Annotated in this window: 21 protein-coding genes; 15 read left to right on the forward strand and 6 right to left on the reverse strand. The window is 70.8% G+C overall.

What is annotated here, in order from left to right; all coding sequences use genetic code 11:
• The first annotated feature begins 1 nt into the window (after position 1).
• Together AB0E78_RS18190 and nudC are read left to right on the forward strand one after the other, a co-directional pair.
• The gene (locus AB0E78_RS18190; protein ID WP_361833342.1) at positions 2–1,423 is read left to right on the forward strand and encodes a dipeptidase; all 1,422 of its coding nucleotides are present in this window, start codon (positions 2–4) and stop codon (positions 1,421–1,423) included.
• A gap of 59 nt (positions 1,424–1,482) precedes the next feature.
• Positions 1,483–2,430, forward strand: coding sequence for an NAD(+) diphosphatase (gene nudC, locus AB0E78_RS18195; protein WP_361833344.1), 948 nt, complete (start codon positions 1,483–1,485; stop codon positions 2,428–2,430).
• A gap of 31 nt (positions 2,431–2,461) precedes the next feature.
• Here nudC and AB0E78_RS18200 read toward each other — a convergent pair whose 3' ends face one another.
• Positions 2,462–2,704 carry a mycoredoxin gene (locus tag AB0E78_RS18200; protein WP_249587883.1) on the reverse strand — a complete coding sequence of 81 codons (243 nt, stop codon included), beginning with the start codon at positions 2,702–2,704 and terminating at the stop codon, positions 2,462–2,464.
• Between the two features lie 151 nt (positions 2,705–2,855).
• Here AB0E78_RS18200 and AB0E78_RS18205 point away from each other — a divergent pair, with 151 nt between their 5' ends.
• The 5 genes from AB0E78_RS18205 (at position 2,856) to AB0E78_RS18225 (ending at position 6,829) form a co-directional block, all read left to right on the forward strand.
• Positions 2,856–5,063 carry an ATP-dependent DNA helicase UvrD2 gene (locus AB0E78_RS18205; RefSeq protein ID WP_361833346.1) on the forward strand — a complete coding sequence of 736 codons (2,208 nt, stop codon included), beginning with the start codon at positions 2,856–2,858 and terminating at the stop codon, positions 5,061–5,063.
• 163 nt (positions 5,064–5,226) lie between these two features.
• Entirely contained in the window at positions 5,227–5,607 is a 381-nt protein-coding gene (locus AB0E78_RS18210) for a hypothetical protein (protein ID WP_361833348.1), read from the forward strand.
• Between the two features lie 167 nt (positions 5,608–5,774).
• Complete coding sequence (locus AB0E78_RS18215; protein WP_160507109.1) at positions 5,775–6,143, forward strand: WhiB family transcriptional regulator; 369 nt, start codon at positions 5,775–5,777, stop codon at positions 6,141–6,143.
• Positions 6,140–6,463 carry a hypothetical protein gene (locus tag AB0E78_RS18220; protein ID WP_361833350.1) on the forward strand — a complete coding sequence of 108 codons (324 nt, stop codon included), beginning with the start codon at positions 6,140–6,142 and terminating at the stop codon, positions 6,461–6,463. The genes AB0E78_RS18215 and AB0E78_RS18220 overlap by 4 nt, the downstream gene beginning before the upstream one ends.
• Before the next feature lie 165 nt (positions 6,464–6,628).
• Positions 6,629–6,829: a hypothetical protein gene (locus tag AB0E78_RS18225; protein WP_361833352.1), complete on the forward strand. Its 201-nt coding sequence runs from the start codon at positions 6,629–6,631 to the stop codon at positions 6,827–6,829.
• A 33-nt stretch (positions 6,830–6,862) separates the two neighbouring features.
• Here the strand turns inward: AB0E78_RS18225 and AB0E78_RS18230 are convergent, their stop codons facing one another.
• Together AB0E78_RS18230 and AB0E78_RS18235 are read right to left on the reverse strand one after the other, a co-directional pair.
• Positions 6,863–8,251, reverse strand: a complete 1,389-nt coding sequence (locus tag AB0E78_RS18230; RefSeq protein WP_361833354.1) for an AarF/ABC1/UbiB kinase family protein — start codon at positions 8,249–8,251, stop codon at positions 6,863–6,865.
• Between the two features lie 41 nt (positions 8,252–8,292).
• Positions 8,293–9,441, reverse strand: coding sequence for a ThiF family adenylyltransferase (locus tag AB0E78_RS18235; RefSeq protein WP_361833356.1), 1,149 nt, complete (start codon positions 9,439–9,441; stop codon positions 8,293–8,295).
• Between the two features lie 205 nt (positions 9,442–9,646).
• On the opposite strand from AB0E78_RS18235, the gene AB0E78_RS18240 reads away from it, so the two are divergent.
• The 4 genes from AB0E78_RS18240 to AB0E78_RS18255 all read left to right on the forward strand — a co-directional run bounded on the left by AB0E78_RS18240 (position 9,647) and on the right by AB0E78_RS18255 (position 13,510).
• Positions 9,647–10,243 (forward strand): M48 family metallopeptidase, encoded by a 597-nt coding sequence (locus tag AB0E78_RS18240; protein WP_361833358.1) that lies wholly within the window; start codon positions 9,647–9,649, stop codon positions 10,241–10,243.
• A gap of 117 nt (positions 10,244–10,360) precedes the next feature.
• Complete coding sequence (locus AB0E78_RS18245) at positions 10,361–12,046, forward strand: TerD family protein (protein ID WP_361833360.1); 1,686 nt, start codon at positions 10,361–10,363, stop codon at positions 12,044–12,046.
• An 11-nt stretch (positions 12,047–12,057) separates the two neighbouring features.
• Positions 12,058–12,738 carry an AIM24 family protein gene (locus tag AB0E78_RS18250; RefSeq protein WP_361833362.1) on the forward strand — a complete coding sequence of 227 codons (681 nt, stop codon included), beginning with the start codon at positions 12,058–12,060 and terminating at the stop codon, positions 12,736–12,738.
• A 16-nt stretch (positions 12,739–12,754) separates the two neighbouring features.
• Positions 12,755–13,510, forward strand: coding sequence for an AIM24 family protein (locus tag AB0E78_RS18255; protein ID WP_361833364.1), 756 nt, complete (start codon positions 12,755–12,757; stop codon positions 13,508–13,510).
• Positions 13,511–13,570: 60 nt separating this feature from the next.
• Here AB0E78_RS18255 and AB0E78_RS18260 read toward each other — a convergent pair whose 3' ends face one another.
• Positions 13,571–14,101, reverse strand: a complete 531-nt coding sequence (locus AB0E78_RS18260) for an NUDIX hydrolase (protein ID WP_361833366.1) — start codon at positions 14,099–14,101, stop codon at positions 13,571–13,573.
• A complete protein-coding gene (locus tag AB0E78_RS18265) occupies positions 14,098–15,582 on the reverse strand; it encodes a zinc-dependent metalloprotease (RefSeq protein ID WP_361833368.1) in 1,485 nt (494 codons plus the stop codon). The genes AB0E78_RS18260 and AB0E78_RS18265 overlap by 4 nt, the downstream gene beginning before the upstream one ends.
• Positions 15,583–15,773: 191 nt before the next feature.
• Here AB0E78_RS18265 and AB0E78_RS18270 point away from each other — a divergent pair, with 191 nt between their 5' ends.
• From AB0E78_RS18270 to AB0E78_RS18285, 4 genes are all read left to right on the forward strand, one after another.
• The gene (locus tag AB0E78_RS18270; RefSeq protein ID WP_361833370.1) at positions 15,774–16,886 is read left to right on the forward strand and encodes an SDR family oxidoreductase; all 1,113 of its coding nucleotides are present in this window, start codon (positions 15,774–15,776) and stop codon (positions 16,884–16,886) included.
• A 111-nt stretch (positions 16,887–16,997) separates the two neighbouring features.
• A complete protein-coding gene (locus tag AB0E78_RS18275) occupies positions 16,998–17,462 on the forward strand; it encodes a molybdenum cofactor biosynthesis protein MoaE (RefSeq protein ID WP_361833372.1) in 465 nt (154 codons plus the stop codon).
• Between the two features lie 160 nt (positions 17,463–17,622).
• Entirely contained in the window at positions 17,623–17,793 is a 171-nt protein-coding gene (locus AB0E78_RS18280) for a hypothetical protein (RefSeq protein ID WP_361833374.1), read from the forward strand.
• Between the two features lie 94 nt (positions 17,794–17,887).
• Positions 17,888–18,979: a PDZ domain-containing protein gene (locus AB0E78_RS18285; protein WP_361833375.1), complete on the forward strand. Its 1,092-nt coding sequence runs from the start codon at positions 17,888–17,890 to the stop codon at positions 18,977–18,979.
• A gap of 75 nt (positions 18,980–19,054) precedes the next feature.
• Here the strand turns inward: AB0E78_RS18285 and AB0E78_RS18290 are convergent, their stop codons facing one another.
• Complete coding sequence (locus AB0E78_RS18290) at positions 19,055–19,597, reverse strand: PPA1309 family protein (protein WP_361833377.1); 543 nt, start codon at positions 19,595–19,597, stop codon at positions 19,055–19,057.
• Positions 19,598–19,681 lie beyond the last annotated feature (84 nt).

The following is a 19,681-nucleotide window of genomic DNA, read 5'->3' on the forward strand; positions in this document are numbered from 1 at the left end:
CATGAGCCAGTCCGTTGACAGTGACGTCAGTGGCGTCAGCGCCGTTCGTACGTACATCCAGACCCACCGTGCCGCCTTTCTCGATGATCTCGCCGAGTGGCTGCGCATCCCGTCCGTGTCGGCACAGCCCGACCACGCACAGGACGTGCGGCGCAGCGCGGACTGGCTCGCCGCGCAGCTCAAGGAGACCGGCTTCCCGACCGTCGAGGTCTGGCAGACGGCCGGGGCTCCCGCCGTCTTCGCCGAATGGCCCTCCGGGGACCCCCAGGCCCCCACGGTCCTCGTCTACGGCCACCACGACGTGCAGCCCGCGGCCCGCGAGGACGGCTGGCACACGGACCCCTTCGAGCCCGTCGTCCAGGGAAACCGCCTCTACGCGCGCGGGGCGGCCGACGACAAGGGCCAGGTGTTCTTCCACACACTCGGCGTCCGCGCCCACCTCGCCGCCACCGGCCGCACCGCCCCCGCGGTGAACCTGAAGCTCCTGATCGAGGGCGAGGAGGAGTCGGGCTCCCCGCACTTCCGCGCGCTGATCGAGGAGCACAAGGAGCGCATCGCCGCCGACGCGGTGATCGTCTCGGACACCGGCATGTGGGCGGAGGACACCCCCACGGTCTGCACCGGCATGCGCGGCCTCGCCGACTGCGAGATCGAGCTGCGCGGCCCCGACCAGGACATCCACTCGGGTTCCTTCGGCGGCGCCGTCCCGAACCCGGCGACCGCCGCCGCCCGCCTCGTCGCCGCGCTGCACGACGAGCACGCGCGCGTGGCCGTCCCGGGCTTCTACGAAGGCATCACCGAACTCACCGACCGCGAGCGCGAACTCTTCGCCGAGCTGCCCTTCGACGAGGAGCGCTGGCTGCGTACGGCCAAGTCACACGCGACCCACGGAGAGGCGGGCCACACCACCCTGGAGCGCATCTGGGCCCGTCCGACCGCCGAGGTCAATGGCATCGGCGGCGGCTACCAAGGGCCCGGCGGCAAGACGATCGTTCCGTCGTCCGCCTTCCTGAAGCTCTCCTTCCGGCTCGTCGCGGGCCAGGACCCCGACCGCGTCGAAGAGGCCGTGCGCACCTGGGTCGGCGACCAGCTACCGGCCGGAATCAGCCACACGATCACCTTCGGCGCCGCCACGCGCCCGTGCCTGACGCCGCTCGACCACCCCGCCCTGCAGTCCGTCGTACGGGCGATGGGCCAGGCCTTCGAGCAGCCGATCCGCTTCACCCGAGAGGGCGGTTCGGGACCGGCGGCCGACCTCCAGGACGTGCTCGACGCCCCCGTGCTCTTCCTGGGCATCTCCGTGCCGTCCGACGGCTGGCACGCGCCGAACGAGAAGGTCGAACTCGATCTGCTCCTCAAGGGAGTCGAGACGACGGCCTACCTGTGGGGCGATCTCGCCGAGAACTGGCGCGACGCACACTGAACACCGCCCTGCCGAGCCTTGCTGAACCACCCATTCCATCGGGGGAGTTGGAAGCACCTGTGACCACCTGGACCGACCGCACCGCTGACCGTCCCGTCTCGCTCACCGCACCGAGCGGCATCGATCGCGCAGCCCACCACCGCCTCGACGAGGCCTGGCTCGCCGCCGCCTGGAGCCACCCCACGACACGGGTCTTCGTCGTCTCCGGCGGCCAGGTACTGATCGACGAGACACCGGACGGCAGCACCGAACTGGTGATGACCCCGTCCTTCGAGGCGCCCCTCACCGAGGCGCACCGCTACTTCCTGGGCACGGACGACGACGGCGTCAGCTACTTCGCGCTGCAGAAGGACTCCCTGCCGGGCCGCATGGACCAGCAGGCGCGCCCCGCGGGCCTGCGCGAGGCGGGACTCCTCCTGTCGCCCCGTGACGCGGGCCTGATGGTGCACGCCGTCGCCCTGGAGAACTGGCAGCGCCTGCACCGCTTCTGCTCGCGCTGCGGCGAGCGCACCGTCATCGCGGCGGCCGGCCACATCCGCCGCTGCCAGGCGTGCGGCGCCGAGCACTACCCGCGTACGGACCCGGCCGTGATCATGCTCGTGACGGACGACCAGGACCGTGCGCTCCTCGGCCGCCAGGTGCACTGGCCCGAGGGCCGTTTCTCGACGCTCGCGGGCTTCGTGGAGCCGGGCGAGTCCATCGAGACGTCGGTGCGGCGCGAGGTCTGGGAGGAGGCCGGTGTCACGGTCGGCGACGTCGAGTACGTCGCCAGCCAGCCCTGGCCGTTCCCCTCCAGTCTGATGCTGGGCTTCATGGCCAGCGCCACGACGTACGAGATCAACGTGGACGGCGAGGAGATCTCCGAGGCCCGCTGGTTCTCCCGGGAAGACCTGCGGGCCGCATTCGAGTCCGGGGAGGTCCTGCCTCCCTACGGGATCTCGATTGCGGCCCGGCTGATCGAGCTCTGGTACGGCAAGCCCCTGCCGAAGCCGGGCACCGTCGGCTAGGGGCCCGTCCGGCGGACCGGGCCCCGGCCGCTCAGGCGGCCAGCTTCTGCTTCACCTGGGCCAGCGACGGATTCGTCAGCGTCGAGCCGTCCGGGAAGAGAACGGTGGGAACCGTCTGGTTTCCGCCGTTCGCCTTCTCGACGAAGGTCGCGGAATCCGGGTCGTGCTCAATGTTGATCTCGTTGTACGTGATGCCCTCGCGGTCCATCTGGCCCTTGAGCCGGCGGCAGTAGCCGCACCACGTGGTGCTGTACATCGTCACAGTGCCCGGCATGTGTCTCGCGCTCCTTTGTTGCTCGGGGTGCGTCATCGCAATGACCTGAACGTACGTGACCCGGCCACCATTCCCGCATTAGTACGACCGCACCGGCCCCCCTGTGGACAACCGGGCTCACGCGCCTCCGGCGACCTGGCAGCATGGCGGGGTGACAGCAGCAACGCACTCCACCCTCTTCCCGCAGGTCCCGGACTCTGCCGACGCGGTGCTCGCCGGGCTCGACCCCGAGCAGCGCGAGGTGGCCACCTCCCTGCACGGGCCGGTGTGTGTCCTGGCAGGCGCCGGCACGGGCAAGACCCGGGCGATCACGCACCGGATCGCCTATGGCGTGCGCGCCGGAATCCTCCAGCCAGCCAGCGTGCTCGCCGTCACGTTCACCAACCGCGCGGCGGGCGAGATGCGCGGCCGCCTCCGCCAGCTCGGCGCCTCCGGGGTCCAGGCACGTACGTTCCACTCCGCCGCCCTGCGTCAGCTCCAGTTCTTCTGGCCGAAAGCAGTCGGCGGCCAGCTGCCGCGGATCGTCGACCGCAAGATCAAGCTCGTCGCGGACGCCGCGGCCGCCTCCCGCATCCGCCTCGACCGCAATGAACTGCGCGACGTGACGAGCGAGATCGAGTGGTCCAAGGTCACCCAGACCGTCCCCGCGGACTACGCGGCCGCCGCCGCGAAGTCCGGCCGCCTGATTCCCCGGGACGCGGCGGAGATCGCCCAGATCTACGGGGCGTACGAAGACCTCAAGCGCGACCGCTCCGTCATCGACTTCGAGGACGTCCTGCTCCTGGCCGTCGGCATCCTCCAGGACCGCCACGACATCGCCGATCAGGTGCGCGCCCAGTACCAGCACTTCGTGGTCGACGAATATCAGGACGTCAGCCCGCTCCAGCAGCGCCTCCTGGAGCTGTGGCTCGGCGACCGCGACAGCCTCTGCGTCGTCGGCGACGCCAGCCAGACCATCTACTCCTTTACCGGCGCGACCCCCGACCACCTGCTGAACTTCCGCACCCGCCACCCCGGGGCGACGGTCGTCAAGCTCGTCCGGGACTACCGCTCCACGCCCCAGGTCGTCCACCTCGCCAACGGCCTGCTCTCCCAGGCCCGCGGTCGCGCAGCGGACCACCGCCTCGAACTGATCTCCCAGCGCGACGCCGGAGCCGAACCGTTCTACACGGAGTACGCGGACGAGCCCGCCGAGGCCGAAGGCGCCGCCCGCCGCATCCGCGCCCTCATCGCCGACGGCACCCCGGCGAGCGAGATCGCCGTCCTGTTCCGCACGAACTCCCAGTCCGAGATCTACGAGCAGGCCCTCGCCGACGCCGGTGTGGCCTACCAGCTGCGCGGCGCCGAGCGCTTCTTCGAGCGCACCGAGGTCAGGGAGGCGGGCGCCGCGCTGCGCGGCGCGGCCCGCTTCGGAGGCAACGACTCCCTGCTCGACGACGTCGTCGACCTGCCCTCGCAGGTGCGGGCCGTCCTCTCCACGAAGGGCTGGACGACCCAGCCCCCGGCGGGCTCCGGTGCGGCCCGCGACCGCTGGGAGTCCCTGGCGGCCCTGGTGCGCCTCGCCGAGGACTTCGCGCGGGCCAAGCCCGACGCGACGCTCTCCGACCTCGTGGGGGAGCTCGACGAGCGCGCCAACGCCCAGCACGCGCCGACCGTCGAGGGCGTCACCCTCGCCTCGCTGCACGCCGCCAAGGGCCTGGAGTGGGACGCCGTCTTCCTGGTCGGTCTCGCCGAGGGCATGATGCCGATCACGTACGCCAAGACCGACGAGCAGGTGGAGGAGGAGCGCCGCCTCCTGTACGTGGGCGTCACCCGGGCCCGTCTCCACCTCTCCCTCTCCTGGGCCCTGTCGCGTTCACCGGGCGGTCGCGCCGGACGCCGCCCCAGCCGCTTCCTGGACGGGCTGCGCCCGGGCTCGGGGGCGGGCACCGGAGCGCGCGCCGCGGGCGGCGGACCCGGCGGCGTCGAGCGCGGCACCGGCGGCGAGGAGAGCGGCGGCACCCGGAGCCGTCGAAGGACGGGCAGGTCACCGGCCCGGTGCCGGGTCTGCGGGCGGTCCCTGACCGACGCGGGCGAGATGAAGCTGATGCGCTGCGAGGACTGCCCGTCCGACATGGACGAAGGACTCTACGAACGGCTCCGGGAGTGGCGCTCGGGCCAGGCGGAGCTCCTCGGACAGCCCGCGTACTGCGTGTTCACGGACAAGACCTTGATCGCCATCGCGGAGGCCTCGCCCGACGAGGAGGGCGAGCTCGCCCGGATCCCGGGCGTCGGCGTGCGCAAGCTCAACCGCTTCGGATCTGATGTCCTCGCCATCTGTGCAGGTGAGGAGCGTGTAAGGGGCGCCGATGGCAACTGATTCAAACTCGTCGAAAAAATAGTTTGCGCAGGCGCAAGGAAGACCCATAGGTTCTTAAGCACGGGAACGGCGGCTTCTCCGAAGCCCTCGCCCCGTGCTGTACTTAATAGCCCGCAGGATCGGTCCCGACCGATCCCATAGACGCCGAGAGGAGGCGATTCCAGTGATCAGCATCAACGAGAGCTTCATCAGCACCGTGAAAATGACCGATCGCTCGGTCGTCGCTTCCTGCCTGCTCGGCTTCTCGAACCTGGGCACCGGTCTGTCCGGTGGCATCGCTGCCGCCGCCGTCCGTCCGGAGTCCTCCGTCCTGCCTCTGTCCCTCCCGCGGAACGCTCGCACCGCTCTCAACGTGCAGCCGATGCGTGAGGTCAATGAAGGCAGCGGACGAGCGACCAAGGCACCGGAAGCAGTAGTGACGGCACAGGCGCAGGCCTATGCCTTTGCCGCAGCCGGTGCCGGATCCAAGAAGCAGACGAAGCAGCACCAGCACCACACGATGTGGGCCTTCCGTGGGCTCGAACCCTGGAGTGATCCAGTCTGATCCTCGATCAGACCGGCGCCTTCAGGGCCGCGGAACCCCACCCGGGATCCGCGGCCCTTCTGTTTTCCCCAAAACGGGATGACGGAGCGAAGGGGCCGAGCAAGACCCGGTACCAGCCGCCAACCGGCCGACCCAGGCCGGCACGACCAGACGAGGAAAACACCACCGTGCAACTCGAAGCGCACGCCCCGTCCGTACCGCCTTCAGAGACTCTCCCCCCGCCCGCTCCCACGGAGGACCCGACCTTGACTCCCCTCACTGCGCTCACCGCGCTCGACGACGCCATCGAGAACCTCGGCGTACCCGTCCCGTGCCGTGCCTACGACCCGGAGGTCTTCTTCGCCGAGTCGCCCGCCGACGTCGAGTACGCCAAGTCCCTCTGCCGTACCTGCCCGCTGATGGAGGCCTGCCTGGCCGGCGCCAAGGAGCGGCGTGAGCCGTGGGGCGTCTGGGGCGGCGAGCTCTTCGTCCAGGGTGTGGTCGTTGCCCGCAAGCGTCCGCGTGGCCGTCCGCGCAAGAACCCGGTCGCCGCATGAACACCGCCGGAACAATCGATCGCCCCCTGACGCACGACCCCAAGAAGCAGGCCCCGATGAAGGCAGCCACCGCCGAGCCCGCAGGCTCCGCCACCCCGGACTTCACCACCACCGGCGCGAACGACTCGCGTCAGAACAGGACCCGCGAGATGCAACTCATCCCAGAAGCCTTGGCTCGTGCGCATATGCACGAACGCATGCGTGAGGCCGAGGCCCAACGCCCCGCCGCCCGTGTGATGGCGGCCCGTCGGATGCAGCGCCGCGCCGAGCGCGCGTCGCTGCGCGCCAGGCGCGCGCTCGCCATGGCCGTCATGCAGTGACGAGCCGTCAGACGCACTGACGAAGCTGACAGAGCTGTCGGAGCTGACGGACTGACGGAGCTGACGGAGTTTCACCACGATGCCCGCGGGGGCCGGTCCGAACGGACCGGCCCCCGCGGTGCGTTGTGCCGGGCGAACCTCCGGGAGCGGCGATATGGTCGCCGGGTGGACCAGCAGACTCCTCAGCCCGCGGGCAGCGAGAATGCCGAGAATCTCGTGTGCTCCCGCTGCGGCACCGTCGCCGAAGGCGCGCCGCCCACCTGGACCTGCTCCGTGGAGAACGGCGCCCGTCACTACTTCTGCGACTCCTGCGCCCGCGAGAACCTCAGAGCCATCGAGTCCAGGCTCGACTCCTCCTGGTGGTGACGCCCACCGGGTGGTGACGGCCGGTCCCGGACCTCAGGCCTCGGCCGCCGGGTCTTCCTCCTGAGGCTCCTGCTCCTGCTCCTCGGGCTCCTCGGGCTCCTCCTCCAGGAAGCCCGGCAGCCACTCCTCGAGCTCGTCCCGCATCCGCACCGTCGCCCCGAGCTGACAGAGCACCCCTATCGTGCTCAGCGTCACACGGTGGATCAGCAGATACGACGGCGGGAGATTCAGCCGTTTGCCCAACTGATAGGCGGGGGAGCGGGGATCGGCCACCCGCGCGGCCTGGCCGCGCATCCAGCCGCGAGTGAAGGTGAACTCCTCCACCAGCATCGGTTCGATGATCGGCAGCAGATAGTCGAGCACCGCGTCCGGTTCGAGCTCCACGGACTCCTGGACGAAGTCCTCCTCGCGCAACATCGCGTAGACCGCGTCGGCCTCGCCGTCGAGCGTCATCCGCAGCGAGCGGCCGATGGTCGGCGGGAGCCCGCCGGGCAGCCGGTCCACCGTGCCGAAGTCGAGAACCCCGAGCCGCCAGCCGTCCTTCTCGTCGGGCAGCAGACGGAAGTTGCCCGGATGCGGGTCGGCATGCAGCAGGCCCGTACGCGCCGGACCCGAGAAGAGGAAGCGGGCAAGGAGCTGTCCCGCCCGGTCCCGCTGCTCCTGGGAGCCGTCCGCGATCACGTCCGAGAGTGGAATCCCGTCCATCCACTCGGTCACCAGGACCTGCTCGCACTGATGCACCACATCGGGTACCGCGACATCCGGATCGTCCGCGAACTCCTCGGCGTGCGCGTGCTGCGCCTGGGCCTCCAGGCTGTAGTCGAGCTCCTCGGAGACCCGGTCGCGCAGCTCCGCGATGAGCGGCTTGATGTCCATGCCCGGAATCAGCGGCCCCAGGAGCCGGGCGAACCGGCTGAGCTGGTTCAGGTCCGAGAGCAGCGCCTCGCCCGCCCCCGGATACTGCACCTTGACCGCGACCTCGCGCCCGTCCGCCCATACCGCCCGGTGGACCTGGCCTATCGAGGCGGCGGCGGCCGGCTTGTCCTCGAACTCCAGGAACAGCTCGCGCCAGTCCTCGCCGAGCCGCTCCGCGAGCACGGCGTGCACGGTGCGGGTAGGCATCGGTGGAGCCGCTTCCTGCAGCTTCGTCAGCGCGGCGCGATAGGGCCCCGCGACCTCCTCCGGCAGCGCAGACTCGAAGACCGACAGAGCCTGGCCGAACTTCATGGCCCCGCCCTTGAGCTCGCCGAGGACCTTGAACAGCTGATCCGCCGTGCGCTGTTGCAGCTCGCGGCCGACGATCTCCGCCGACTTGCCCCCGATCCGCTTGCCGAGCCCCCAGGTCGCCCGCCCGGCGAAGCCAAGTGGCAGCGCGGCCAGTTTGGCGGTACGGGTTACCGCCTTCCGGGGAAGATCAGACATGCGCCCCTCCAAGTCCCAGACAGCCGCGCCCTCGCAGGCGGTTACCCGGCCATTGTGTCGTGCGGCTCCTCGTCCCCGACGGGGTGTTCCCCCTTATCCACCACACCCGCCCCGCACGGGCACGTGAGATGGGGTGGCACCGGCCGTGCATGCCAGTCGAATCCGGGCACGGACGCCTCCCAGCGGACCCCCGCACTCGCCGGTGCCGCCCCGTCCAGAAAGGCCAGGGCATGCGCCGCGGCGAGGCCGGCGACGGTGGTCGACAGCGCCAGATCGCAGGCGTGCACATGGCGCGCGCGTCCCGAACGCCACTGCGCCAGCATGCGCGGCCAGGTCGGATCCCGGTCGGCGCGATCCAGTGCCAGACAGTTCGCGCAGGCTGTCGTCCCCGGCAAGACGAGCGGCCCCACCACTCCGGTTCCCTCGATCACCCCCGCATAGAGATGAGGCGTCCCCGATGCGACGAGCGGCTCGGCGGTGAGCGGGTCGGGCGCGTGCACGGCGAGGCCGTCCCGCGGGGCGATGATCACGAGAGAGAGACCCGGCTCACCTTCGACCGGCACCCCCGCTTCCTTCCGGCCCCGGCGGGGCGGCCGGTCCGGAGCCGACTGCCGCACGATCCGCCGCGCCGCCGCGTCCCTGCGGTCGCCGACCGCTTCGGCGGGCAGGCCGCCCGGCGCCACGTCCCAGGGTTCGACGACCCCTCCCTCCAGCACGTCGACCTGCCCCACGCCGGCACCGGAGAGGACCGAAGCCACCACCGCCCCCACCCGGCCCGCTCCCCGCACCTGCACCCGCATCGCGCGACGCGCCGCCAGCCTCCGCATCCCGTCCCCCGGTTCGCGGGTCACGACCGACAGGGTGGCCAGATCAGGGCGCAGCCGGTCCATGGCCGATGTCCTCCTGCGCAGGGAGTCGGCCGCCGCGCCGCCGCCCGTCGCGTCGTCGAGGAGCCCGGCTCTGGACAGCCGCCGCACGAGCTTGTCCACGTGATCGCCGGGCAGGCCCATCCGCTTGCCCTCGGCACGCAGGAGCGGCAGCCCGCGCGTCCCGTCCAGGAGCTGGAGAAAGCTGCCCGTCGCCGTGTCCACCGGTCCGAGCACCAGGGCATGGGCGGGCGCCACGCCGAACTGGATCGTGTTCAGATCGCGCCAGCCGCGCCGCAGCGCCGGCTTCAAGATCGGATGCATGGTCTTCGTCCCCCGTGTCTCGCCGGCTCCGTCCCCGTCCGCATCACCGGTCATCAGCCAGAATGCCCGCCCCGGCGAACAGTCGCGGAACGTTGTCCACAGGCAGGGGGTATTCGTCGTACTAATCGATCGCGCGGGGAGCGATACCCCGCCGAACCGTCCCGGAGGCGGGACTTCCCCCACACCCAGCGGGTAACGTCGGGGCGTGCCCGCCGACCCACTGCACCGCGCCGGAAACCCACAGCGCAGCACGACCAGCCCGCCGTCACCCGGCTCGGGGACGAGCGCGGTCGAGGTCAGACGGAGCGCCCGCCGCCGCAGAACGGTCTCCGCGTACCGAGAGGGCGATCGCACCGTCGTGCTCATCCCCGCCCGGATGTCCGAGGCCGAGGAGAAGCGCTGGGTCAACGTCATGCTCGACAAGCTCGCGGCCCAGGAGAGCAAGCGGGTCCTGGGCGACGCGGAGCTCGCCGAGCGCGCCGAGCGCCTTTCCGAGCAGCACTTCGGTGGTCGGGCCAGGCCCACGTCCGTTCGCTGGGTCACGAACCAGAACACCCGCTGGGGTTCTTGCACCCCGTCGGAGGGCAGCATCCGTCTTTCGCACCGGCTGCAGGGCATGCCCGAGTACGTCGTCGACTACGTCCTCGTCCACGAGCTCGCGCATCTCCTCGTCCCCGGTCACGGCCCCGACTTCTGGCAGCTCCTCGAGGCCTATCCCCGTACGGAGCGGGCTCGCGGGTACCTCGAAGGTGTGGTCGCGGCCGACCGACTGCCCCATCTGCCCGCCGCCCGCGACGAGTGAACTTCCGCCGGGCGCGGAGGTTGTGTACCGGGTCTGTACCGGCTTGGTCCGCTGTCAGAGATTGCGGTTAGCCTGACGCGACGCATTTACATTCGGGATGGGGGACGGTCGTTACGTATGGCCAGGGAATTCCAACGCGGCCACAAGGCCAAGATCAGTGACCTCACCGCAGGGACCGATCTGTACGTAGGTGTGCAGATCTCCGCCCCCGGGCTGAGCTTCGACATCAGCTGCTTCGGCCTGGACGCGGACGAGCGCCTGTCGGACGACAGTTACTTCATCTTCTTCAACCAGCCGAAGTCGCCCGAGGAGTCCATCCAGCTCCTCGGCGCGCAGGCAGGCGACACCGAGTCCTTCCGGGTCACGCTCGACCGGATCCCGGCGCAGATCCAGAAGCTGTCGTTCACCGCGACGATCGACGGCGCAGGACAGATGTCGCAGGTCGCTCCCGGGTACATCCGGATCGTCGCCGGCGGCGAGGAAGTGGCCCGCTACTCCTTCAACGGCGCCGAGTTCTCCACGGAGCGTGCCGTGATGCTGGGCGACTTCTACTTGAAGGACGTCTGGCGGTTCGCCGCGATCGGCCAGGGCTTCGACGGCGGTCTCGACGCGCTCCTGAAGAACTTCGGCGGCGAGGTCGCCGAGGAAGAGCCCGCGCCGCAGGCACCGCAGGCCACCGGCGCCCCGTCGTTCGCGCCGCCCGCCCAGGCCACCGCGCCGCCCGCGTTCGGAGCTCCGGCGACACCCGCGCAGACCCCGGCCCCGGCTCCCGCCCCTGCCCCTGCCCCCGCGCCCGCCCAGAACTTCGCGCCGCCGCAGGGCGCCACTCCGCCGCCCGCCCCGGCCCCCGACCCGTCGGTGCACGCGGCGCAGACGATCATCGCGCCGATGACCCCGCCGCAGGGCGGCACCGTGCCGCCCCCGCCGGCCCCCGCGCCGTACGGTCAGCCCGGCCAGCAGCCGCAGCAGCCGCAGTTCGGCCAGGTCCCCGGTCAGTCGGCGCCCCCGCCACCCGGTTACGGCCAGCAGCCGAGCGCCCCGATGCCTCCCGGCTACGGCCAGCAGACCCCCGGCCAGTTCCCCGGTCAGCCCGCCGCCCCGTCCCCGTACGGAGCCGGTGCCCCCCAGGGTGCTCCGCAGGCCGGCGGCGTGGCAGCGGCCCTCGCCGCGTACCGCGAGGCCCCCACCGGGCAGCGCTGGACGCAGCAGAACGAGAAGCTGGTCCGCGTCGACCTCGGCGTCAGCGAGCAGGCCGTGCTCGCCCGGCAGGGCAGCATGGTGCTCTACCAGGGCAAGGTCGAGTTCAGCTACAAGGGCGCGGGCTTCGCGGGCCGCGTCGTGGGCAACGCGACCGGCCAGGAGATGCAGCTGATGCGCTGCTCCGGCCGAGGCCAGGTCTTCCTCGCCGAGGAAGCCACCCATCTGCACCCCATCGAGCTCCAGGGGGACGCGATCTGCGTCTCCGCGGAGAACGTCCTCGCGTTCGACGAGTCGCTCCAGCACGAGGTGCGCAGGATCGAGGGCCACGGCATCCCCGGTGGCGCGCTGTTCGTCATGCAGTTCCAGGGCAGCGGCACGGTCATCGTCAAGACGCACGGCGTGCCCGTCGTCCTGCCCGTCACGCCCACGACGTTCGCCGACTGCCACGCCGTGGTCGCCTGGTCGGCAGCGGCCCAGGCGATCGTCTCCAGCCAGGTCCGGGCGCGCAGCAACGCGTACGCGGGCTCCACGGGGGAGAGCGTGAACCTCCAGTTCCGGGGTGCGCCCGGGAACTTCATCATCGTCCAGCCGTTCGAGGTCTGAGGGAGCCCGTCATGAATCAGCAACTCGTGGGCTTTGCCCCGGCGCCTGTCGCCGCCCGTATGGAGAACCACGGCCACCACATGCTCAAGGTGGCGATGCAGACCGGAAACGACCTCCTCGCGCGCGTGGGCTCGATGGTCGCCTACGAAGGGTTCGTGCAGTACGAGCCCAACCCGCCCGCCGTGCGGCAGATCGCGCGGGAGTGGATGACCGGCGAGGGCGCGCCTCTGATGAAGTGCTCCGGAGACGGCCTGCTCTATCTCGCCGACTACGGTGCCGACGTCGTCGTCATCAATCTGGCGGGCGACTCGCTCTCGGTGAACGGCACGAACCTGCTCGCCTTCGACACGTCCCTGCAGTGGGGCGTCGAGCGGGTCAAGGGCATGGCCAAGTTCGCCGGTCAGGGCCTGTGGAACATCAAGATCTCCGGCCAGGGCTGGGTGGCGCTCACCTCCCGCGGCACCCCGATCGTCGTCGACTGCGGACGCGGCGAGGACGAGACGTACGTCGACCCGGACGCCCTGATCGCCTGGTCCCCGAACCTCAAGGTGAAGGGCAAGCGCAGCTTCAAGGCCGGTTCGCTCATCGGGCGCGGCAGCGGCGAGGCCTATCAGATGGGCTTCTCCGGCGAGGGCATCGTCGTCGTACAGCCCAGCGAGGACAGCACCGACCGTCTCCGAGCCCGGGGCTGAGGGGGAGCAACACACCATGCAGAGCCCACTTTTCGCGCACACCGAGCAGCAGACTCAGGAGCGCTACACCGTCCAGAACCCGCAGCTGCTGCGGGTCGCCCTCGCGGGCCGCGACGACGTCCTGGCCCGCAAGGGCGCCATGGTCGCCTACCAGGGTCTGATCGAGTTCGACGCCGAGTACCAGAGCCAGGGCAACCAGCGGGCCCGCGCGCACACCGGCGAGGGCCTCGACCTCATGCGCTGCCACGGCCAGGGCACGGTCTATCTCGCCAACCTCGCCCAGTACATCCACATGGTGGATGTGGACCAGGACGGCCTGACCGTGGACAGCAGCTATGTCCTCGCGCTCGACTCGTCGCTGACCCATCAGGTCATCGCGGTGGACAGCCAGTACGGCATCTCCGGCTCCGGGAAGTACCAGCTCAACATCACGGGCCGCGGCAAGGTCGCCCTGATGACCTCGGGGCAGCCGCTGATGCTGCAGGTCACGCCGGACCAGTACGTGAACGCCGACGCCGACGCGATCGTCGCCTGGTCGAACGGTCTGCGGGTGCAGATGCAGGCCCAGACACACTCCTCCGGAGTGTGGCGGCGCCGCGGCAACACCGGTGAGGGCTGGGAACTCAGCTTCATGGGCCAGGGCTATGCCCTCGTCCAGCCCAGCGAGATGCTGCCGCCCCAGAACGCGGTCATCGGGCAGGGCGCCCGTGCCCAGTACGGCATGGGCCAGCAGGGTGCCCGCGGGCAGAACCAGGGCAACGTCTGGAGTTGAGGCGGTGCGCGCGTAAGGGGCGGTCGCCAATGGGGACCGCCCCTTACCCACGCCGTGGTGTCACCCCTGGAGCCGCGCCCTCGTCGCCTCCACCAGGCGTACGACCGACTCGTCGGCCACCCCCGCCACCTCGTCGTACGCGAACCAGCGCAGGTCCAGGGACTCGTCGCTGATCGCCTCGACGGCATCGGCGGGCGCGAGCGCCGCGTACTGCACGTCCAGATGCTGCGTGCAGGGGCCTGGAATCGGATGCCGGTCCAGGCGGACGGGGCCACCCGGAAGAAGGGTCAGGCCCGGCACCCCGGACTCCTCCGTCGCCTCACGCAGCGCGGCCGCGGCCAGGGTCGGGTCGCCCGGCTCGCAGTGGCCGCCCATCTGCAGCCACATCCGCAGCTTCTTGTGGAGGGTCAGCAGCACGCGCCCGCGCTCCGCGTCGATCACCAGGGCGCTGGCCGTCACATGGCCGTCCGTGCAGGCCTTCCACAGGCCGTCCTCGGGGTGGGCGGCGAGATGGTCCAGGTAGTACTGGCGCAGCTCTTCCTGGTCCTCGTAGCCCTTCAGTACGAGGACCGCGTCGTCGTGAAGGGTCACTTGTCGCTGTCGCCCTCGGAGTCGTCCCGGGTGCCGCCGTCGTCCTCGGTGTCCTTCTTGAGGTCCGGCTTGGCGGAGCCGCCCGCCGCCTCGCCGAGCATCTTGTCCAGCTCGGAGAAGTCCAGCTGCTCGTGGTGCACGAAGCCGTCCGGGTCGTCCAGGTCCGAGGCCGTCGGCAGCATGTCCGGGTGAGCCCACAGGCCGTCACGCCCGTCCACGCCGCGCGCGTCCGTGAGCGAGGCCCACAGGCGCGAGGCGTCCCGCAGCCGCCGCGGGCGCAGCTCCAGACCGATGAGCGTGGCGAAGGTCTGCTCCGCGGGGCCGCCCGTCGCCCGGCGGCGGCGCAGCGTCTCGCGGAGGGCGTCGGCGGACGACAGGCGGGGCTTGGCCGCCGCGTGCACGACCGCGTCCACCCAGCCCTCGACGAGCGCGAGAGCCGTCTCCAGACGGGCCAGGGCGGCCTTCTGCGCGGGAGTGTCCTCCGGCTGGAACATGCCCTGCTGGAGTGCTTCCTGAAGCTGTTCCGGGTTCTGCGGGTCGAGCTGGCCGACCACGTCCTCCAGCTTGGCCGTGTCGACCTTGATGCCGCGGGCGTACCCCTCGACCGCGCCGAACAGGTGCGAGCGCAGCCACGGCACGTGGGCGAAGAGCCGCTGGTGGGCGGCCTCGCGCAGCGCCAGGTAGAGCCGGACCTCCTCCTGCGGGACGCCCAGGTCCTTGCCGAAGGCCTCGACGTTCACCGGAAGCAGGGCGGCCTTGCCGGCCGGGCCGAGTGGCAGGCCGATGTCGGTGGAGCCGACGACCTCGCCCGCGAGCACGCCCACGGCCTGGCCGATCTGCTGGCCGAACATGGCGCCGCCCATGGAGCGCATCATCCCGATCAGCGGGCCCGCCATGGCCTGCATCTCCTCGGGGAGCACGTCACCCATGGCGAGGCCGACGCGCTCGGCGACCGGGTCGACCAGCTCCTTCCACACCGGGAGGGTCGCCTCGACCCACTCCGCGCGGCTCCAGGCCACGGCGAGGCCGGAGCCCGAGGGCAGCGACGTAGCGTCGTCCAGCCACAGGTCGGCGAGGCGGATGGCCTCCTCGACCGCGCCGCGCTCCGTCGGGCCGACGCTCGCGTCCTTGGTCCCGTCAGGCGTCCCCTGGGAGACGGTCTGGCGGGCGATGTCCTTGGCCATGTCCCAGTTCACCGGGCCGCCCTCGTACGAGAGCATCTGGCCGAGCTGCTGGAACGCGGCGCCCAGGTCGTTCGGGTTCATCGAACCGAACATCGCGGCGAACGGATTGTCACCGCCGGAGCCACCGGGTCCGCCGGGGCCGCCCGCGCCGGGCAGGCCGAAGCCGAAGGGGTTCGCAGGGCCGCCGGAACCTTGTCCCCCGCCCTGGCCCCCTCCGGGGGTGTCCTTCTTCTTGCCCTCGTCGCCGTTCTCCGGCTCCTCCGGCGGAAGGCCGAATCCGAATGGGGTGTCACTCACGGGATTCCTCGGCTCGTCAGGCCGCCGGTACGGTTCCGGCGGCGGCTGCCTTACAACACCACCCAGCGTAGACACCGTGACGGGATCGGGCCTCAGTGCTCCGCCGACTCATGGCCTGCGGCAGGATGGATGCCACCTGGTACGTACGCGTCATTCGCGTATCTACTGAAGACAACCGCTGGAGACGCCTGGTGAGTTCCCCAGATCCACAGGTTCGCGCAGCGCGAAACCTTTCTACTCCGGCCCCCGTCCGCGGGCCCGTGGTCGCCGTCACCGGCGCCGCCTCCGGCGTGGGCGCGCTCCTGACCGAGCGCCTGGCCGCGTCCGAGGAGATCAAGCAGGTCATTGCCATCGACGAGCGGCGGGGCGAGTGCGCCCAGGCCCAGTGGCACATCCTGGACGTCAGGGACCCGGCCATCGCCGAGAAGCTGCGGGGCGCGGACGTCGTCGTCCACCTCGCGCTCGATCTCGACCTGGAGACGGACGCCGCGGCCCGTACGGCGTACAACGTGCGGGGCACGCAGACCGTGCTGACGGCCGCCGCCGCTGCCGGTGTCCACCGCGTCGTGCTCTGCACGTCGGCGATGGTCTACGGAGCGCTGTCCGACAACGAACTGCCCCTCTCCGAAGACTCCGAATTGCGCGCCACCGCGGAGGCGACCGGCGTCGGTGACCTCCTGGAGGTGGAGCGCCTCGCCCGGCGCGCGCCCCGGGCCCACCCCGGTCTGAACGTGACCGTGGTGCGGCCGGCGATCCTGGTGGGCGGCACGGACACCGCGCTCACGCGGTACTTCGAGTCGCCCCGGCTGCTCGTGGTGGCGGGCTCGCGGCCCGCCTGGCAGTTCTGCCACGTCGAGGACCTGTGCAGCGCCCTCGAGTACGCCGTCCTGGAGAAGGTCGACGGGGAGCTGGCCGTCGGCTGCGACGGCTGGCTCGAACAGGAAGAGGTCGAGGAGCTCAGCGAGATCCGGCGCATGGAGCTGCCCTCCACGGTGGCCCTGGGTGCCGCCGCGCGGCTGCACCGGATCGGTCTCACTCCCTCGCCGGCCGGTGACCTCGCGTACACGATGTACCCGTGGGTGGTCAGCGTCAGCAGGCTGCACGACGCGGGCTGGCGGCCGCAGTGGACCAACGAGGAGGTCCTCGCGGAGCTGCTCGAGGAGGTCGCGGGACGCCGGACCGTGGCGGGCCGCAGGCTCGGCCGCAAGGACGCGACGGCCGCGGGCGCCGCGGGTGCGACGGTCGCGCTGCTGGGCGCCGCTGCGGTGGTGCGACGCGCGCGGAAGGCGCGGCGGCGGATCTGAGACGCGGCGGGGGCCCGCCCGTGGGCCTGTAGAGAGCTCCAACCCGGCACGCGCGTGTGCCGGGCGAAAGCGCTATTCCATGATGTGCGTGCCGTGCGGCACCATGGCCGCATGGCACGCACCACGAATGACCACCCCGGCGAGCAGGCCGCACAGGACCCCGTCAGGCTCCTCGCGATCCGCGACGCACCGCTCTCGCTGGACGAGGTCTTCCGGGCCGTCGGCGACGACGCCGCGGGCGGCACGGCGCTCTTCGTGGGGACCGTGCGCAATCACGACGGGGGTGCGGACGTCGACGAGCTCGGCTACTCGACCCACCCGACGGCCGAGGCCGAGATGCGCCGGGTGGCCGAGAAGGTCGTCGCCGAGTACCCGGTGCGTGCGCTGGCCGCCGTCCACCGCGTCGGCGACCTGGCGGTGGGCGACCTCGCGGTCGTCGTGGCGGTCTCCTGCCCGCACCGCGCGGAGGCCTTCGCCGCCTGCCGCAAGCTGATCGACGACCTCAAGCACGAGGTGCCGATCTGGAAGCACCAGCGCTTCTCCGACGGCCAGGAGGAGTGGGTCGGCGCCTGCTGAGCGCTTCGGGCGGGCCGATGGCCTCGTGCCGTCCCACCCGGCCAGTTGGCCCCAAGAGCTTCCAGTTGCGTAACCCGACCCCTGGCGTGAGCGTTGTCGCAACGGATGGTTAATCTGCTGATCAGTCAGTTGTGGTCGCTCAAGGGGTCGGGAGGTCGACATGGCATCACTTGCCTGGTTGCTGATTCCGCTTGCGGCAGCTGTCGGTGCGGGGCTGTGGGGCGGCTGGGCGGCGCGCAACCGCAAGTCCGGCAAGACCGGCGACCACAGCGAGCTGAACGGCTACGCGGCCTTCCGCGAGGCGATGGACAAGTCCCACTCGGGAACCTGAGGTCACGGGCTCCGAAGGCCTCTGAGGGCCCTGTGAGCCCCGTACGGACTGGCCCCAGCGGTGCACTGACAGGCAGGTCCCGTACTGTCGTTCCATGCCACGCCGCACCGCGACGATGCTCGCCTCCACCCTGATGCTGATCGCGCTGCTCTGCGCCGGAGTGCTCATCAAAGTGCCGTACTCGGAGATGTCCCCGGGGCCCACGGTGAACACCCTCGGCGACCACGGCGGCGAGCCGGTGCTGCAGATCTCCGGCCACAAGACGTATCCGACGACCGGTCACCTCAACATGACGACGGTCCGGGTCACGAGTGCCGACTACAACATGAACATCGCGGAGGCCGTGTACGGCTGGCTGGCCCACGACAACATCGTGGTGCCGCACGACACCCTCTACCCGAACGGCAAGACCGAGCAGCAGTCGAGCCAGGAGAACGCCGAGGAGTTCAGCCAGTCCCAGGAGAGCGCCAAGGTCGCGGCGCTCAGGGAGCTGGACATCCCGGTGAAGTCCCAGGTCGTCGTCTCCACCGTCTTCAAGGACAGCCCCGCCGAGGGCAAGCTCCACGCGGGCGACGTCATCCGGAAGGTGGACGGCACGCCCGTCAAGGAGATGGCGGACGTCGCCAAGCTGGTCACCAAGCGCAAGGCGGGCCAGGAAGTCGTCTTCAGCGTCGTCCCCGTCAAGGAGGCAGCCGCAGCCGAGAAGGCCGGCAAGGAGCCGACCCGGACCGACGAGATCAAGATCACCACGGAGAAGGCCGAGGACGACGGCCGCGCGGTCGTCGGCATCAAGGCGGGCACCGACCACACGTTCCCGTTCACCATCGACATCAAGCTCGCCGACGTCGGCGGCCCCAGCGCCGGACTGATGTTCGCGCTCGGCATCGTCGACAAGCTGACCCCGAACGACCTCACCGGCGGCAATTTCGTGGCCGGCACCGGCACGATCGAGGACAACGGCAAGGTCGGCCCGATCGGCGGCATCGGCATGAAGACGGTCGGCGCGCGCGCCAAGGGCGCCAAGTACTTCCTGACGCCGAAGGACAACTGCGCCACGGCGGCCAAGGACATCCCGGACGGCCTGACGCTGGTCAAGGTGGACACGATCGACGACGCGGTCGACTCCCTCAACGACATCCGCAAGGGCGACACCGCGGACCTGCCGCAGTGCACGGCCAAGAAGTAGACGAAGCAGCGGCAGCACTCAGACAGCCGTACGCGGGTGAGGACGACCCCACCCGCGTACGAGCACCGCGTGGTGTCAGTCGGCGAACGTGGCCGCCAGCGCCTCGGCCAGCCCCGGAACCAGGTCGGACCCGGTGAGGACCTCGGTGGGCGAGTCCTTCTCGCGCAGCCGCAGGGCCGATTCACGCGCACCGTCACGGAGCACCGCGACCGTCATGCGGACCTCCTGGCGGTCCGGGTGCTCGGCCACCCACTTCGCGAGCTGAGCCTCGCCGAGCCCCTCGGGGACGGACGTCTCCGCCGACGGCGGCAGCATCAGGCGCTCCACCGTGAGCGCGCAGCCCACGACGGCGTCCGGCCAGGCGATGGTGCCGAGGAACTCGTCCAGCGGCTTGCCCTCCGGGATCTCCTCCTGCTCGATGGGGGTGAGGCCGGTTTCCTCGGGGGAGTTGTCGAGGCCGAGCTGGTTGGCGAGGCCGGGTTCTTGGGAGCGCAGTCGCGCCGTGTCGACGAGCGCGAAGAGGCGTGCGGGCCGGTCCCAGCCGAGGCCGGACGCGTACTCATCGATCTCGAGTACGGCACGGGTGAGGGGGCTCGCTGCCATGGGAGTGTTGGACATGGTCACAATCCTGCCTCGTTAGTCCCCGGAAACGGGAACCGAGTAAAGCGTGAGTAAGTTGCATAGGTGTGGGTCCACGATCAC

Origin of the sequence: Streptomyces sp. NPDC032198, from assembly GCF_040636975.1 — a bacterium.
Classification (GTDB): Bacteria; Actinomycetota; Actinomycetes; order Streptomycetales; family Streptomycetaceae; genus Streptomyces.